At 39.6% G+C, this 17,019-nt stretch carries 17 protein-coding genes and 1 pseudogene; 8 read left to right on the top strand and 10 right to left on the bottom strand.

Annotation, left to right across the window (positions count from 1 at the left end):
* Positions 1–26: 26 nt before the first annotated feature.
* Both HG267_RS25630 and HG267_RS25625 read right to left on the bottom strand, forming a co-directional pair.
* Positions 27–1,148 (bottom strand): hypothetical protein, encoded by a 1,122-nt coding sequence (locus HG267_RS25630; protein ID WP_045868572.1) that lies wholly within the window; start codon positions 1,146–1,148, stop codon positions 27–29.
* Positions 1,149–1,231: 83 nt separating this feature from the next.
* On the bottom strand, positions 1,232–1,567 hold the full coding sequence (locus HG267_RS25625) for a helix-turn-helix transcriptional regulator (RefSeq protein ID WP_309227766.1): 336 nt from the start codon (positions 1,565–1,567) through the stop codon (positions 1,232–1,234).
* 599 nt (positions 1,568–2,166) lie between these two features.
* Here HG267_RS25625 and HG267_RS25620 point away from each other — a divergent pair.
* From HG267_RS25620 to HG267_RS25605, 4 genes are all read left to right on the top strand, one after another.
* Complete coding sequence (locus HG267_RS25620) at positions 2,167–3,474, top strand: NF041680 family putative transposase (RefSeq protein ID WP_045868498.1); 1,308 nt, start codon at positions 2,167–2,169, stop codon at positions 3,472–3,474.
* 34 nt (positions 3,475–3,508) lie between these two features.
* On the top strand, positions 3,509–4,126 hold the full coding sequence (locus HG267_RS25615; RefSeq protein ID WP_045868571.1) for a hypothetical protein: 618 nt from the start codon (positions 3,509–3,511) through the stop codon (positions 4,124–4,126).
* Positions 4,116–4,775, top strand: coding sequence for a DUF6753 family protein (locus tag HG267_RS25610; RefSeq protein ID WP_045868570.1), 660 nt, complete (start codon positions 4,116–4,118; stop codon positions 4,773–4,775). The genes HG267_RS25615 and HG267_RS25610 overlap by 11 nt, the downstream gene beginning before the upstream one ends.
* A 149-nt stretch (positions 4,776–4,924) precedes the next feature.
* Positions 4,925–5,650, top strand: a complete 726-nt coding sequence (locus tag HG267_RS25605; RefSeq protein ID WP_045868954.1) for a response regulator — start codon at positions 4,925–4,927, stop codon at positions 5,648–5,650.
* A gap of 10 nt (positions 5,651–5,660) precedes the next feature.
* Here the strand turns inward: HG267_RS25605 and HG267_RS25600 are convergent, their stop codons facing one another.
* The 3 genes and pseudogenes from HG267_RS25600 to HG267_RS25590 form a co-directional block, all read right to left on the bottom strand.
* Positions 5,661–6,917 (bottom strand): hypothetical protein, encoded by a 1,257-nt coding sequence (locus HG267_RS25600; RefSeq protein WP_045868569.1) that lies wholly within the window; start codon positions 6,915–6,917, stop codon positions 5,661–5,663.
* A 214-nt stretch (positions 6,918–7,131) separates the two neighbouring features.
* Positions 7,132–7,656, bottom strand: a pseudogene (locus HG267_RS25595) (hypothetical protein); the annotation flags it as partial.
* Positions 7,613–9,484 carry an Hsp70 family protein gene (locus tag HG267_RS25590; protein WP_052335087.1) on the bottom strand — a complete coding sequence of 624 codons (1,872 nt, stop codon included), beginning with the start codon at positions 9,482–9,484 and terminating at the stop codon, positions 7,613–7,615. The gene HG267_RS25590 and the pseudogene HG267_RS25595, both read right to left, overlap by 44 nt.
* Before the next feature lie 747 nt (positions 9,485–10,231).
* Between HG267_RS25590 and HG267_RS25585 the strand changes: the two genes are divergently transcribed.
* Both HG267_RS25585 and HG267_RS25580 read left to right on the top strand, forming a co-directional pair.
* Positions 10,232–10,447, top strand: coding sequence for a hypothetical protein (locus HG267_RS25585; RefSeq protein WP_045868567.1), 216 nt, complete (start codon positions 10,232–10,234; stop codon positions 10,445–10,447).
* 16 nt (positions 10,448–10,463) lie between these two features.
* On the top strand, positions 10,464–10,727 hold the full coding sequence (locus HG267_RS25580) for a hypothetical protein (RefSeq protein WP_155539026.1): 264 nt from the start codon (positions 10,464–10,466) through the stop codon (positions 10,725–10,727).
* Here the strand turns inward: HG267_RS25580 and HG267_RS25575 are convergent.
* On the bottom strand, positions 10,687–11,211 hold the full coding sequence (locus tag HG267_RS25575) for a S8 family serine peptidase (protein ID WP_052335086.1): 525 nt from the start codon (positions 11,209–11,211) through the stop codon (positions 10,687–10,689). The genes HG267_RS25580 and HG267_RS25575 overlap by 41 nt on opposite strands.
* Positions 11,212–11,222: 11 nt before the next feature.
* Positions 11,223–11,918, bottom strand: a complete 696-nt coding sequence (locus HG267_RS25570; protein ID WP_052335085.1) for a hypothetical protein — start codon at positions 11,916–11,918, stop codon at positions 11,223–11,225.
* A gap of 246 nt (positions 11,919–12,164) precedes the next feature.
* Between HG267_RS25570 and HG267_RS25565 the strand changes: the two genes are divergently transcribed.
* Both HG267_RS25565 and HG267_RS25560 read left to right on the top strand, forming a co-directional pair.
* On the top strand, positions 12,165–13,583 hold the full coding sequence (locus tag HG267_RS25565) for a hypothetical protein (protein WP_045868566.1): 1,419 nt from the start codon (positions 12,165–12,167) through the stop codon (positions 13,581–13,583).
* Positions 13,584–13,592: 9 nt separating this feature from the next.
* Complete coding sequence (locus HG267_RS25560) at positions 13,593–14,978, top strand: DUF1822 family protein (protein ID WP_045868565.1); 1,386 nt, start codon at positions 13,593–13,595, stop codon at positions 14,976–14,978.
* A gap of 125 nt (positions 14,979–15,103) precedes the next feature.
* On the opposite strand, the gene HG267_RS25555 is transcribed toward HG267_RS25560, so the two are convergent.
* The 3 genes from HG267_RS25555 to HG267_RS25545 all read right to left on the bottom strand — a co-directional run bounded on the left by HG267_RS25555 (position 15,104) and on the right by HG267_RS25545 (position 17,017).
* Positions 15,104–15,319 carry a type II toxin-antitoxin system VapC family toxin gene (locus tag HG267_RS25555; protein ID WP_255325167.1) on the bottom strand — a complete coding sequence of 72 codons (216 nt, stop codon included), beginning with the start codon at positions 15,317–15,319 and terminating at the stop codon, positions 15,104–15,106.
* Between the two features lie 185 nt (positions 15,320–15,504).
* Positions 15,505–16,101, bottom strand: coding sequence for an ABC transporter ATP-binding protein (locus HG267_RS25550; RefSeq protein WP_045868564.1), 597 nt, complete (start codon positions 16,099–16,101; stop codon positions 15,505–15,507).
* A complete protein-coding gene (locus HG267_RS25545) occupies positions 16,088–17,017 on the bottom strand; it encodes an ABC transporter ATP-binding protein (protein WP_045868563.1) in 930 nt (309 codons plus the stop codon). Before HG267_RS25545 ends, HG267_RS25550 begins: the two co-directional genes overlap by 14 nt.
* Between the last annotated feature and the right edge of the window lie 2 nt (positions 17,018–17,019).

Raw genomic sequence — 17,019 nt, 5'->3', positions numbered from 1 at the left:
CATCCGTATAGCTATTCAAAATTGGTTTACTTCTCCAACAACCCCACTTTCTGCAAGCGTGAAATTAATCCAGGACGGTTACTATAATCTTTTTGGATTTGCTTAATACTTACTTGAAACTCCGCTAATTTTCCCTGATACTCAGCCAAATCACGTAAATCAACCAAATGTGCAACAGCTTGGTCGTAGGGTTTTGATTGCTTGAGTGCGATCGCAGCAAAAACCAGATCCCAAATTTTATCTTTGCGCTTTGCCATTGATTCTAATTTTTGCACTTTTGCAAGCCGTGTAACTTCTTGTTCTTTTTTCTGTCGTTGAGTAGTTTCTCCTTGTGCAAGTTTTAGTAATTCAGAAAGTGTGCGTCTTTTAGTGTCGTTATTAACATGAACTTCTTTTCTACCAGATAATTCCCGCAACCTATGATTTAGCTGTACCCCAAGATGGGACTCGCCTTTGAGTAGCCTCACTAAAAAATCATTTTTTTCGCGTTCGCTCAAATTGGGAATTAAATCTTCTAGAGATTCTTCCTTTTGTTCTTGGGACTCACTTGCGCTCGCTGCTGCTGCAATCAAATCCTGGTCAATTTCCAAAAAATCAATCAAAACTAAGAGTGAATTTGGTAAATCATCCAAATTGGCAGGTACGTCCGGTTCTATATAATCTTCTGACTCTGGATCGAAATATATTGGTGCCGCTTTGAGCCATGCAAGATACAAACTTCGCAAGTCTCCTTGCAATAAATCATTGCGTAACGATACCATGTCAGATAAATAACCCTCACCGCTATCTATCCAGTGGCTCATCTCTTCATCGTGAATGTTTATATCTAGGATTACAGAATTTTTTGTGGTTGAGACAGTAATTCTATCTTCCAGACAGTAGGGTCCAAACACATCTGCATTAATCAGAGATTTGGGAAAGCGAAATATTAATTGTCGAGAACCCCAACTTGCCATATAAAGCATGACATCGAAGCATTTTTCTAACAATTCCTGTGGATTGCCACGAAAATCGCCGTAGTTGTAAACAAACTTTGCTTGGGTTGATGTCAATTCAACACGACTGGAAAGACTTTCAACATAAGCCTTTTCTGTAGCATTTAAAGGTCGGTCTAATGCCAGAAACTCGTAGTATTGATATTCGCTCACAGCACCCTCCCTACACTTGTCTCTATATAGTTAAATATAAAGTGCAATGGGTACGAGTTTTTCAGATAAAAGCCACCAAATAGCTATTTATATCGACGGGAGCGATTAGCTCGTGGCTTATTCTGTCCAGATGGAAGAGATGCTAAATAGCTTTCTATTGCTCTTAAATGTCCTTGAGGATTACTATCTTTATTTTGCATCCAATCAAGTACAAGAGAAATATTATATCTAATCACTCTTGAATTTATTACAACCCAATGGATATCTTTTTGAAGTATTCCTTCGAGTCGATATTTTTTCAAAGTTTCAGAAGATAAGCCAGTCATTTCTGCTGCTACTTGCTTATTTACCAACTGGTAATGCTGCAATGTCATGTTTTTTGAAGTACTTTTCATAGCGAAAAACTCTTTTATTTTCATGTATCCCTTCTAATTTATTTGCCAGGTTTTAGCATTTACTTAATTAAAAGTTCTAATTAGAAATTGATAGACATGATGATTGGTGAGACCAGGCTTGGAAAACATTGGAGATTTTGAAGTCAAAATATTGGAATTTAGAGATCAAAGGAAGTGCTTTTAACTAGTTATACATAATTATCTTTTTCGCGGCAATTCTTCTAATGAAAAATTAAATTATCTAGACTTGATTTTTCTTCACATAATTTTCTAGCAAATCATTGATAGACAATAGTTTCAGCCGCTTGATTATCAAATTAATATCACCATAGTCATAGATTCTTTTATCACTCTAGTGATAAATATATTTACGTCATAAGGGAGGGATTTACTGACAAGAATTAACCGAAAATAACTTTAATAGCTCGTAAATACCATCCTCATATGAGACGTAAATAATCCATCATAAGCGTCAGGAGTATTAATATATATGAATGGATGCAGCTTAATTCTGGAGTTTAGACTAAATGGAAGAGATGAAAGAGAAAAAGGGGATGTCTGATTGAAGACAGTCCCCCTTTCGGCAGAAGCTAAGAGAGAATCACCTACTCTTATCTGCCAATATGAAACGTGCCAGACTCGAAGAATTTCGTCAAGCCGCCTATACGCATCTAAGCAAAGCACATGATGCAACATTTGAACTAACAGATGCGATACTGTTGACCCGTAATGTCTACAGTCTGGCAGATTTATCGTTATCGCCAGTGTTTAGACGCAAATGGCCGAGTATCTATGAAGCGATACAAGATACCAAACCAGACCGCGAGAAATTAATGGAGTTATATATCAAGCAAATACCAACAGAAAAACGCATATTGTTGGCAGGAGATCATACAGCTTGGTCACGCCCAGATGCGGTGACACTCAAAGAACGGACAATAGAACACAGTAGCACAGCGATCGCGGGAAATAAACCGATTACGATTGGGCAGGGATATAGTACTATAGCTTGGATACCAGAGGATTCAGGAAGTTGGGCACTACCGCTGAGGCATGAACGGATTACCAGTTGGGACAATCCGATTGAGAAAGCAGTTGAACAACTCAAAAAGGTATGTGAATCAATGTCTGTTCGACCAATTTCGCTTTGGGACAGTGAATATGGTTGTGCGCCTTTCGTATTAAAGACAGCTAGTATAAAAGCCGATATCTTAGTTAGACTACGTTCAAATCTGTGTCTATGGGGCGCACCACCCGCTTACTCTGGCAAGGGTCGTCCTCGCAAGCATGGTGCTCAATTTAAACTCAATGAACCCTCAACCTGGGGCGAAGTGGCATCTGTGCTGGAAGTAAATGACCCAAAATTGGGACGAGTTAAAGTCAGTCTGTGGGAAGATTTGCATTTTCGCAAAGCTGCTGCACGCCCAATGACGCTACTGAGGGTGGAACGTCTTGATCTTGATGGCAATTTGAGAGTATTAAGACCTTTGTGGTTGGCTTGGGCTGGGGAACAAATGCCACCATTGGATGAAGTTTGGCGATTGTACTTGCGCCGATTCACAATTGACCATTGGTATCGTTTTCTTAAGCAACGCTTACATTGGACAGTACCAAAATTCAGTACTCCAGAACAATGTGAACATTGGAGTGACTTAATGCCGTTAATCACTTGGGAGTTATGGTTAGCTCGTGATATCGTTGCTGATCATCCTCTTCCCTGGCAGAAGTCAATAGATAAATTGACCCCGGGACGAGTTGCTCAAGCTATGGGTGGAGTTTTCGCCGCGATTGGTACTCCTACCTCTCCACCCAAACCTCGTGGAAAGTCCCTTGGGTGGACACCAGGTAAAGCCCGTAACCGGAAAATACGATATCCAATTGTTAAAAAGACTGCTTCTAAACCACGCAAAGAGGAACAAAAATCTGCTTAATCTCAAATATCTTCATTCTTGAAGGTTGTGTTTTATGAACTCAGCACTGCTGGGTCATTTGTTGCTGTCTAGTCTAAACTCAAATTTAATAGGATTAAATATCAGTGCAACTAATTTACAGCAATTGAGACAGTTGGTATTTAGTTCTTCTCCAGAAGAGTTGCTTTTATTACAGGAAACAGGAGAAGCGAGTTTCCAAAATAGCAAAAATCTATCTATTGAAGAAGAGGAGCCTGTCGTTATTGCAATACTTTCAGAGCAGGCTGAATTAGAAATAAAGCTTCAAAAAAGTGAATTATTAGCAATTCAAAATTTTTTAATCGATACAATTTTGGAAAACTGTGCAGAAAAAGATACCAATGAGTTTGTTCTATTACTCTTTGGGATAGTTACAGTTAATTTTGCAGAATATTATTTTATATTGCGTTCATCAGAAGATAAACATACGATTCTCAGTGCTACTTTAGAAGCTGATATAATAGATGAACTCAAAGAAGCGGATGCAGTAAATTTTTCCCAAATCTTACAAATACAGAATATAAAAGCATCTACATATATTGAAAATACTCGACCAAAACAATTTGATATAATGGCTTTACAAAACGAAGATGCCATAATTCACGAATCAAAAGGGATTGATTATGGTGCGTAGTTTGCGACAAGCTAAAACAGAAAGTTTTTTGACTCGTTTACTTGAAGGTAAAGATGCAGAGTTTCAACGACGGGTGTTAGCAATAGCTGTAGAACATGGACTTTCTACAAGCGACCCCCTATTTCTTGTCATGCTAGCAACTGGTCAACTCCAAGTATTGCTGGAAGATAAACCAAACGAGTTAGAACGCTTATTTCAACGGTGGTCTGAAGCAATTTACGACCACTTGGAAAAGGCGAAACGCACGGCTATTAGTGGTCAAGAAGTGGAAATCCGTAGGATGGTAGATAAACTAATTGACCATTGCGAATCAAAAGAGCGTAGTCGTTTAAGGACAATGTTACCAGCTATAGGGTTATTAATAGCTGCCATCGGGTTTGGTGTTTTGACAGGATTATCTGTTCCTGTGTGGTTGGCTGGTGGATATGCACCTTTGAAGCCCAGGTTATTAACTGTTGCAGAGGTAGAGACTTTGCGCTGGTCGAAAAGTTATGAAGGCAAACTCGCACGCGAAATTGTAAATTGGAATTCAGAAAGTTTGACTAATCTCAGTTGTAGTAAAGCATCTGCTCAAAGGTTATTAACTAATAAAGAAAAAGGACATAATCAAGTATCTAATTATTGTTTGTTACGAGTTAAAAAACCTTAATTTTCAAGAAGGTAAACAAAATGAACCAAGATTTAATGACAGATATCAAATTGAATACCCAACAGCATGATTATTTACCTCCAAGTAATCCAGAGACAGAATTAGAACTTAGTTCACTAATAAACGAGCCAGAAATTAGTTTAGAACCCATTACTAAAATTCGCACAGTTGTAATTGAAGACCACGAATTAACTCGTATTGGGATTCGGACTGCACTCATGCAACATGAAAATATTGAAGTTATAGGGGAAGCAGCTAATGCTACTCTTGGGCTACAACTATTACAGAATTTGCAACCTGATATTGTAATTGTAGATATTTTTTTACCAGACAAAGATGGTATTGAACTAACAAGAGAGATAAAATTAATTGCTCGCAAAAAAAGCATAAAAGTTAGAGTATTAATTTTAACTTTATGTGATCAAAAAGAAGCTGTGTTAGCTGCGTTTGCGGCTGGGGCTGACTCGTACTGCATGAAAGATATCAAATTTGATAGCCTATTGGAAGCTATTCGTGTGACTTATGATGGCAATACATGGATAGACCCCACAATTGCACGTATTGTATTAGAACAGGCGCAAAAAACTCCATTCGTTTTAGATAAAGCATCATTCAAGACTCAAAAACTGGCTACCAAAAACTCCAGTAATATTGAAGATGATGAAATGATTGATCTGTTCACTCTTACAGAAAGAGAATCAGAGGTTTTACAGCTAATTGTAGAAGGTTACAATAACGCAGCGATCGCCACCAGGCTTTACATCACGGTTGGAACTGTGAAAAGCCATGTCCGTAATGTTCTCAATAAATTATGTGCTGATGACCGTACCCAAGCAGCAGTCAGTGCTTTACGTCGTGGTTTGGTGGAATTGTAATCAGCGAAATTTATTCCTGCTGCAAGTCTCTACACTGATATTGTTGAGATTCTTGTTGAAAACTTTTCTTTTCATCTTCACTAAACTGACAAACTTGGGCAGATTGACCCTTTTGTGCCTTGTACAATGTCCCTCGATGACCCACCTCATCTACAATTCGCAAGGTTTCTAAAGGAGAGTAGTAAACTACCCGGTATTTGTTCTGTGCAAATGTTGCAGTTTGAATTTCTTCTCCAGTATTGGCTGGATTAGCTTTCAAGCTCAAAAGCGCATCTTTGAGCATGAGTTTTTCCCAATCTTCGCGTTGTACAGCTTGTGGTGTAGAGATATCTTCTGCATGAGCCTTCTTTAAATCTTGTTGGTCAGTATTAGGTAGTTTTAGGTTTATTTCTTGGTTGTTTAACTTTTGAGAGAGGTTTGAGGAGGTGGCAGTTACCTTATCGGTTTGTGAGATTATCTCTTGTAATTCATCTACAGGGATGGCAATAAATTTTGTCCTTTGTCCATTTTCCATCTGGTCGTATTCCAGGGGAAACTTGAAAGTATCAGTGATTTTGGCTGCTGTTTGCTCTTGCGATCGCTCAGTTGGGATAGTGATACAAAAGTAAATTTCTTCAATATTACCTTTTTGGGCAACTCCAATAAAACTTTCTCCCTCTAACTGCCGCTCAATTTCATCTGCGATCGCTTTAATTGATTCTGAATTTTGACCTCTCTGTTGCATAAAAACTTTAAAGTATTCATCATTGAGTCGTACTGCTCCCAAATATGCTTCATCATCGTGCAGTAGACCTTGATTATTTTTCTTTTGATACTTTTGTTTGAGGAGCGTATTTAGTTCTTCTAAGTAGCCAAGTTTCGTTTCTTTGACTAATGGCTGTTCTGTTACCCACACTTTAGGATATTGAATTGATTCAGGGTCTAATTTAATATTAGCAATTGTTGCTGGTGCTGATTCTAGGGTTGCATGAAATTGAAATCCTTGAATTTTTCTCCCATGAGCTATTAACTTTTCACTTAAAACGCTAAAGGATTCTTTATCAATTACCCCCAAAGGCTGATCGCTAACCAAAGCAATAGGAGTCAAAGCTTTACCGCTTCCAGACAAACTAATTGTGACTACGCCTTCTTCCCCATGCCATTCTTGATTTGGGAAGGCATACTTTTTTAACTGTCCTACCTTGAGCTGATTGCCTTTGGTACTTGTAATGATGATAGATGCACTCGGTGGCGAGATAATTTCTGCTTTAAACAATACTTCTGCCATTGATAGCACCTTACATTCTGTTCTACATTCTCTTGCCGTAAGGCTGTAAGGATTCAGCATCCAGGAGTCAGGAGTCAGAATTAAGAAGGAATCCAGTATATTTTGGAACTTGTCTTTTCCTAATTATTTAACTTTTCTAACTTCTGAATTCTGACTCCTGTATTCTGACTTCTGGGTCTGATGATTTTGAGAAGACAGATAAGAGTTCCTGCAATTAAATTGATACTGATTCGGTGTATTTAAGAAAATTTGAGATTTTCCAATTTAAACCGTGAACGGGATCAACGACATTCGGTTTTGAGGATGCACCGTCGCACAATAAGCAGGTTTCGCATTGAATTCTGTCATCCTCGGTATGACGGCACAGAACTTCGCCTTGGCTCAAAGGAGCATCAGGAGCGATGATTCTGAAAGTCCTCCAACCCTGCATTTGGGCTAACTCTGCTTCAGCTTGGCTTTGTACCGAAGCATCGCACAATTGCCATTGGTGCGTGTAACCAGTGTATTTTTTCGATGCTAAAATGATTGGCTCCCACACCTCAAAGGGTACTGCTGTTGGGTCTCCATAAGAGCCAATTCTCACTGGATAGCGATATCGTTTCAATACTTCTATTTCATTTGTACCCAGTTTTGGGTAAGTTCCAGTTTTATACTTGCGGTAAATATTGTTGATAGGCAACAGATTAACGTAGCAGCTACCGCTTTGACTTAATTTCAAGGGACAGTTCCCACAAATACCTTGATGAACGGCGACTATTGTCTCTTAAATCACAATTTTCAACACTGACTATGCCATTTTGATATGCGTATATGGCATAGCCTTGGTTGCGATGAATTTGACAATGTTGGAGGCTAAGATTACCAAGATTCAATATTTCTACACCTGAATAAGCATTATTAAATATTTGGCAATCTTCTGCGGTTAAACGACCGCTATCATAGACAAAAATACCACTTTGTTTGCAATCGGATATTTGGGATTTGCGAATAGTAAGATTGCCACCTTCTCTAATTTGTACTCCGGATAAAGTATTACGAAAAATTTGGGAATCTTCCACTAAAGCCTGAGCGCGATCGCGGACTAAAATACCACATTGTTTCCCATGATGAATTTGGCATTGGCGAATGGTAGTATTAGCCCCAGAACCATGAATATATATGCAAGAAAGTGAATCAGAGGTAATATCACAATTTTCCAAGAGTAATTGCCCTTGGGGAATATCTACTCCAAAGTGTTTATTCCCAGACTGTGTAGCTATAGAACGCAGAGTTAAATTCTTTACTTGAGCTTGGGCAGTCTGCATCCAAATGCAGGGCAAATCTTTACTCTCAACAATGATTTCTGCAACTTGCCCGTAGCCTTCAATTTTTATAGGTTTATCAATAACAATCGCTTCTTGATAAATACCGGGATGGACTGTAATAGTTGCATTAGGAGGAGCATCCATCAGTGCCTCACTGATGCTTTTGTAGTGATTCTCGCCGTAGGGTGAGACGGTTAGCGTATTGGGAGTTCCATAAATTGCTGCCCCTTGACAAACTGCTAATTCTGGCTCATCTACCAATAAAGGGGAATGCCCTAACTTATTCTCTACAGCAGTTTTCACATAGGGGATGCGACAACTACCTCCCACCAGCAGTACTTGGCTGACCTCCTTCCATTCAATCCCAGCAGCTTGAAGCAATTGATCGCAAACAGCGATTGTATGGTCAATATATGGAGCGATCATCTGGTTAAAATCCATACGAGTCAAATGATAAGACTCGACTTGTCCCAATACCGGAATATGGATACTTGCCTCTCTTGCCTCGCTTAATTGGTGTTTGATGTCAATACACCGCCCAAATACCTGTACTTTTGCCAGTAATGACTGTTTTTGCTCTAGTTGCTCACGCAACGCTTGACTACAGCGTCCTTTGAGATGTTGGTAAATCTTCTTATCAAAATCGGTGCCACCGCAGTCTTCTAGACCCGTTGGTGTAGCTAGAATTTTGAATGTAGAGCCTTGTTTTTTGATTAAGGTAGCGTCAAAAGTCCCACCACCAAGGTCATAGACAAGAATAATCTCTCCTGGCTTTAATAAGTTTTGATGGGCGTAGTAAGTTGCAGCAGCTACAGGTTCTTCAATAAGCCTGACAGAAATAAATCCAGCAGCTTGTGCGGCTTTTTGCATCAGGCTGCGTTTATGTTGCTGATAAGTTGCAGGTACTGTAATCACAGCATTTTTGATTGCTCCTCGTCCAGGCGGCAACATTTTCTCAGCTTCACTTTTGAGTTTTCGGAGTACCTCGGCCACCAATTCCTCAGGTAGGACAAAGCGATCGCCTAACTCGTAAGGCTCATTAGTTCCTAGTTCCCGCTTAAACTCCTGTCGATGCCTACCGATATCGCGCAGTCGATTGTTATCCGCTGCAACACCTACCAGCATTTCTCCCTGTTCAGTTAAATAAACACAAGAAGGAAATGAGTAGCCTCCTTTGATTGGTTCTTTTACCAGCTTTAGAGAGCCATTTAGCATCAAGGCAGCACTAGAATTACAAGTGCCAAAATCAATACCTAGTAACATAAGTATTTGCCAATACTTTTAACTTTTCAAAAAGCATTCTGAATAGTGGGAATACCAAAAAATAAATTATCTGAAATTCTAGGGGACGGGTTAACCTCAGACCTACGATTTATACGATTGCTAAATTTATGATATGGTTGGATTTTTTTATTTGGAAGTCCCTTAAATTTACGTTTTGCAGCACCCCTTAATTGAACTACTGTCTGTTTCAATAGCTTAGAGAAAGAAGAAGTTATTACCATAGACACCGCTGCTGCACCCAAAAAATGAACATTATTATTGAATTTACTATTTACTTACTACAAACACGCCTCCACTCATGGTTTGAACAGTTTTTCGCATATTCCAGGCTCTGTGGTTAACTAAATTCTTTCCACAATGGATACACTTATCTAACTCACATTCCACAATTATACGTTGAGCATCAGGAAAACTCCGTTGTGGGCGATGACATGGCTTCTTTACTATCACGCTTCTTTTTGCTGCGGCTAGATTCCTTTTTCAGTTTATCTGCTTTCCATACTAATTAGACAATTAGGGGTTGGAACCTTTTCCCTGTAAATTTTGCCACCTTAAGTTGATACCCAGTTTTAGGCAACTTGTCTGTATCAAAAGTATGATAATTTTCATCATAAACATACTTCTGCACAAACTCGAAATCTTGAGGTAAGTAATCGCACAGAATTATTTACACATTAGATTCTAGTCTGGATAAGGGTTTCATGGCTTAAATTTGTGTAATTAATTTTGTTTAGCTACTTATCTCACAATCAAGAACTAGCATTAATTATTACTAATTACTCTTATGTCACTTACTATCTGAGCCTAGGAGAAGATAACTTAGGGTTGTTGCATAACTTTTCCACTCTTACTTGCAAGCAGTTTCAAGAACAGATTGAAGTAGACTTGCACAACCTCACTCCAGCGCCAGGGCTATTTCAGCAAGTGATTGACACGATCTGAGGTTTATTCGAAATTTATGCTGAAGAACGGCAGCAGCGTGATCAGGAAGAAAAGGAACGCGATCGCAATTTGCATAACTACTATCGCAATGGTCGGTGTTGGTTTATGTGCGGCGGGAATTGGTGCTAGTACCGCTCCTTACATAATTCCCCAACAACCCACAAAGCCAATATTACCTCCTTTTATGACTAACCCACTGCATCCTTACCTAATCAGCCCTGGAACATTACCACATATCCCTACCTGTTCTTCACAGCCTGCACCGCAGCATCAGCATTAACTAAACCACGACCGAAGAAATACTCTTGGGCGGAAACAGGTTTCGCCTTAGGGAAAATACCAGAAGGTCGCGAAACCGGAGCATCTACAACAGTTCCAAAACCGACTTCCTTCTGCAACCTATAGCGATTAGCATCCGCTTTAGAAAGGTTGAGTCCATCATAGGTAGCAGTCTGATTGAGAATTGAGACAATTTCATCGCGGCTCAAACGCCGTTTTGGATCTTCTCCCTTCATCAGGGCCACTACTCCTGAAACAATGGGAGCCGAAAAAGAAGTCCCTTGTACCTGGACATACTTACCTAAAGGGTCTAAAGCCAAACCCCAGGCGTAATCTGGTACAGACATTCCCTGCCAAAAACCATCCAACCAAGTACCACCTGTCGTTAAAATTCCACCACTGAGACTATTTTGGATTTCGCCGCCAGGTGCGACTAAATCTAATCCGCCGCCATAACTGCTGTAGAAGGTGCGATTACCCGTCATATTTGTAGCACCTACTGATACAACCCCAGGAATACCCCTGGTACTTGAGTCAGTTGATTAGCCACATGTAAAATTTCAGTTCCAGATACTGACTTAGAACGCACTAAGTAGCGGTTTTTACTAAATCTCAAGGGACGAAGTACTTCTAAATTGTGGCGCAGCAGGATAATTTGCCTTTGACTCTCGGACATCTCACCTGCAAAACTAATGACAATCTCGTTGGGTAGTACAATAACTGACTCAGATTTTGTTTCTGGAGATGCTGACTGTGATTTACGGGATAATATAGGTAATATTTCTTGCACGTAAGGCTGTTTTTGAATCTGCTGTTGAACTGTATTCAAGGAAGCACGAGTGCCATTCGGTAGGTTAACTAGAGCGATGTTTTCTCCCAAAGGTTTAACATCTACATCAGAGCGATGATTACTACCAATGCTACGAGTATTACCGCCACCACGTCGTAAATCTTGTTGCAACTGTAAGTATAAAGGTTGGATAGAGCGAGAGCGTGTATTCTTGGGTTTAAAGCTCACAGCCACCGTATCACGGCGCAAATCCAAAGGAATTTTTTGCCCGTAAAATGTATAAAACAATTCATCTGCTGTTTGTGCCTGCGCGAACTCACGGTCTTGCTGAGGAAGCAGAGAAAAGCTGGTAGCACTGAAAAAACAACCTGCCAAAATCAGACTGGAAATCAAACGTCTCATAAGTGCGAACTGGGAATTAATTTTGCTGGATATGTGTATTTCTGAGGATTTGGAGGATATGCAATTTTTCAGCAGAGACTGGCGCAAAATTGCATAAGGTCGATTTCCTCAGAAGTACTAAAAAATGAAAGCTAAAGATAATTGTTAAATTAGGTACTCAGTATGGAATCTCAAAAAATCGTTGGAATTGCGTTGAAAAGCATCAGCAATGTGACAATTAACAATGACCAATAAATACAAATACTTATGAGCGAGGCTTCAAGATATTGGCAATTGGTGAGAATTGATGCGGGAGGGAACAGGAAAACTCAAGAGATACCTGCTGCGAAGTCGTTTTACGCACAAGTATTTGAGCAGTTGACACCAGATGATGTACAAGATGCAGACATCCAGCATCAATTGCTAGATTTATACCGCCATAGTTCTGGGGAGACTGCTTTGCTCGCAGAACGTTGTTTGCTGTGTTTTCTATCTTGGATTCTCGAGCAAGGATGTCTGCAATTAGAAAGGAAATTTGGTCAAAACCATAATTTTACTGCTAGAAATTTGTTCCCTTATGTCCTAGATGATGATGGTAAATTATCATCAGTAAGTTCCTATAAATGCTTCTCGCAAAAAATTCTCCAGAGTTTTGATTCGCAACAAAGTAGTCTGACTACTTGGGCGATTATGAAATTAAAGCAACAGCCTGAATTGAATCAATTTTTGTTAGAATGCGGTGTTTATTTAATTAGTAATTGGGCGATTTTAAATGATACTCAACCTAAACAATTAGAGCGCATTTTCAAAGAATTTCATATTTTTAGTCAGGGTGGTTTTAGCGACGCAGCAATTAAAGAAGCGCAATCTATTTTAGAAAGCTATCATAATGTCTACCGCTTGCAAAGGCTGCAACAACGGAGAAAAGGTCTCAGGAGTAAATGTATTGCGCCTGATACTCAACAATTACAAGATATCGCCCAAGATATTCAAAAGCATACAGGTCAAATTTTTGAGATTGAAGTTTTGAGTCAGAAACTACAAAAGCTAGCTGCTCAATTGCGCGAGTACCGAATTTATGTTCGGGGTGGTTCTGTACAGACAAGTTCTCTAGACGCTGTGTATGGAAGCAAGTATAATTCTTTGATAGAAGAAATCCCGGCTCCTGAAACTAATAATATTGTAGAAGAAAACGACGAACAAACCGAATTTTTACAGTTTTATCGCCAGCAATTTCAACTTGGCTTACAACAAGCTTTAGCTCAAGTTACAGAATCACGAGTTAGATATTTAGAACGCAAAAAAGGTGATAAATCCACGATGTTTTTAACTGCTTTGGAACTATCTCAATGTCAAAAATTAGCCATGAAGGAAATTGCTGAATTCTTGGGATTGAGAGCGCAAGATTCGGTAACAAAGTTATTAAAGTTAAAAGATTTACGGACTGATGTCCAACAGGAAATGTTGGTAATTTTAAAGGATTCTCTCAAAGAAAAAGCTAAAGTATATGTTGATACCCAAGCTTTAAAAAACCTAGACGAGCGATTGACAAGCTTTCTGTTTGAGGAAATTAGCCAAATGCTAGAAAATTCCGAGATTCAATCAAGAACGATGAAAGCTCACCTAAAAGCTGATATTTTCGCCGAACATTTATGTGAATATCTCCAAACTAGAAAAACAAATTAAACCAAAATTATGACAAATTTATTAAGTAATCTTCCTCCCATGTCTTACCTTGATTTTGATGCTTTACCAACTTCAGCCTTTATTCTCTCACCTGATGAGATTGACCAAGCCGCAGTACTCAGTAATCAAGTCATTAATGAATCTAAGCAATGGCAAGCTTATCTTCATTATTTAGCTTTATCAGCTTTTGAGCAATGGCTACAAGAAAGAGCAGAATCTTTAACTATTAATCGCGAGCAATGTACAATTTTACAACCAGTTTTAGCAAATTTTATTAGTTGTGTTGCTAATTTACAAGTAGGAGCATTCAAAGTCTGTTTAATTGCTACTGGTAGCTTAAGCGATGAAATGGTGAATATTCCCAGAGTAGTTGTCGATTTACCAGAGTTTATTCCCCACTTTTATGTTTTAGTGGATGTGTTGGAAGAGCAAGAAGCAGCGAATGTTTATGCTTTTTTAAGCTATGAAGAATTACAAGAGAATTTACAAATAAATTCTTTACAGTCAGATTGGAATTATCAACTCCCAATATCTTGTTTTGATAGTAATCCAGACCGTCTGTTATTATATCTGCGATGTTTGGAATCATCAGCAATATCTTTACCTGCTATTCCCTCAACTCGGAGTGCGATTTTAGCAGATATACAACATCAATTGATTGAATTATTACCTCAGTTACAATCACCGAAACGGGAATTATATGAAGTTTTAACTTGGGAACAAGCTGCTGCTGTTTTAACTAGTCCAGAATTGATCAATTGGGTTTACACATTACAAACACAAGCAGCTACAGAGAATCTAGAGATGGGTAGCGCCAACCCAGAATCAACAAATGCTTTTGCGTCCCTACAAGATGTAATTAAATTAATTACCCAACCTGCTTTAAATGCTGGACGTTGGTTGTGGGATGAGTTGGATGATTTAGCTGCTTCACTTTCTTGGGTGCTGTTACCCAGTTTTGCAGATGCTGACCAAATGCGCCCAATACGTAGTCCAGAGGAAGAATTTGAGGTAATAGCTACTCAATTACGACAGAGGGGTTTAGAAATTCCCGTACAAGCGCGGGGTGCGTATCAAGATTTACTTTTAGCTGGGATACCTTTGCGGTTGTATGCTGTGACTTGGCATTTACTATCGGAATCACAGAAGCCAGAATGGAGTTTGTTACTAATTTTAGGCGCACCTGCTTTAAGTAGTTTACCGTCTGGGATTAAACTTAGGGTCAGCGACCAAACAGGTATTTTGGATGAACCGGGATTAAATGCAGAAAGTGAAGATTCTTACATATTTACCCGTGTGGTTGGTAATTGGGATGAGAAGTTTTTGGTAAGTGTGAGTTTGATGGATGGCGTTGAGGTGACTTTACCGCCTTTTGCGTTTAATTTGGGGAGGTAAGGAAAGTTGGTGTGTCTAAGCTAATACTCAGCCTCAACAGATTAACTACAATATCATTTGGGGATTAAAACTTCAGAACCCTAGTAAATAGAAAAGCGATCGCTCTCGCAATAATATCTAAATTTTTACCACAGCAGCACTACAGGGTAATTTGTAAATGCACCATCTTTTGTAACTAATGGAATATTTTCGACTACACTTTGGGCAATAATCAAGCGGTCGAATGGGTCTTTGTGGTAAAAAGGTAACTTAGCTAATATATCCAGGTGTTCTGCTTGTATTTCAAGTAATGTGATCGCATTTCCGTAAACTTGTTGTTGGAAAAACTCGGTAAAAGAGATTCCAAGCTCTAGTTTCCCTATGCTAGATTCAATCCTGAAGAAAAAACTGTAGATTTAAACAACAAATATTCTACGATCAACTATATGACCAGAGTAGAAGGTAAAAATACACGGTTCCGCCATTATCTAGCACGCTTACAGACGCTCCTAACGTCGCTACCGCTTCGCTATCGCAAAACGTTATGCTATTTCAAATCAATGATGTGAGTGCAAAGACGTTGGAGTAAAGCTGCTTCATGACTGATAACTAAAATTCCCACTTCATGCTCTTTGGCATATTTAATCACTACCTGCCAAATCAGAGCTTGAGTGTTAGCATCTAGCATTGCCGTCATTTCATCTGCAATTAAGTAGCGTGTGGAAGAATTGAGCGATCGCGCCACTGCAATTCGTTGCAACTCACCCCCACTGAGTTCATGAGGATAGCGATTGAGCCAACTTTGGTGAATGCCCAAAGCAGCAAGTAAATCATTTGAAGGCGGCTGTCCTTCTGCTAAAATTTTGCTGATTCGCCAACGCGGATTGACAGCAAGTTCAGGATTTTGAAAAATCAGCTGTACAGGACAATAACTACTGCTGGGTAAAAGTTGACCATCACAAGTCACCTTTCCTTGAGTTGGTTGGAGATATCCAGCCAGAAGTTTAGCAATTGTGGTTTTACCCAAACCACTCGCCCCAGTCAAACCCACAACTTTGCCTCTGGCTAATTCCAAACTAAAATCTTGCAAAATCCACTGTTGCTGGGAATGATAACGAAAAGATAAATGTTCAGCCTTCAACATGAATACACCTCACGGGTGCGCCCCGTACTATCTGAACTTGGGGTCTAGCTTCCCAGCAAGCCTCTGTTGCTAGTGGACAGCGATCGCCAAATAAACAACCAACAGGTAAAGCCTCTGGGCTGGGTTGACTACCGGGAACTGGGATAAACTCATTTTGGGGAAGCGATCGCCACAAAGCTTGGGTGTAAGGATGACGCAGATTTCCAGAGGTGAAATCACCAGCCTTCGCCACTTCTAGGGTTGTCCCCGCATAAAACACAGCTACTTTATCGGCTACTTGCAACGCCGCTTCTAGGTCGTGGGTGATTAAAATTACACCTTTACCCTCATTAGCAAGTTCCCTCAGATGATTCAACGTCTCTACTACAATGTCTGCGTGCAGCCCAGGAGTAGGTTCATCTGCAATTAATAACTCAGCACACCCTATTGCTGCTGTAGCAACTAGCACTCGCCGCGCCATACCTCCAGAAATTTGAAAAGGATACTGCTGTTTCACCGCCGTAGCTAACCCATAGCGGTCAAATATTTGCTTAACTGTATTCTCAGCTTTTGTTTTCGCTAATCCACTCAAAATACCTGCTCGCTGCACCTGAGAACCAACACGCATCAAAGGGTCAAGATAGCTGATGGATTGGGGAATCAGGGCGATTTGCTTTCCTCGCAACTGCGCCTGACGTTCTACAGTTAACGGTTCTCCCTGAAATATTATCTGTCCTGTTACTTGGGCATTGTGCGGTAATATACCCAAGATGGCGTGAGCGAGTAAACTTTTCCCTGAGCCACTAGAACCAACAACTGCAACGACTTCACTAGCATTAACCTCTAAATCTAAGTCAGTAATTACTGTTAATTGCTTCTGGGTTAAGCCCACATCATACATTGTAAAAGTGACACTGAGATTTTTTACTGATAGCATAT

It is taken from the genome of Tolypothrix sp. PCC 7601 (assembly GCF_025677855.1).
Taxonomy (GTDB): domain Bacteria; phylum Cyanobacteriota; class Cyanobacteriia; order Cyanobacteriales; family Nostocaceae; genus Aulosira; species Aulosira diplosiphon.
This window is presented reverse-complemented; position numbering and strand designations above follow the sequence as displayed.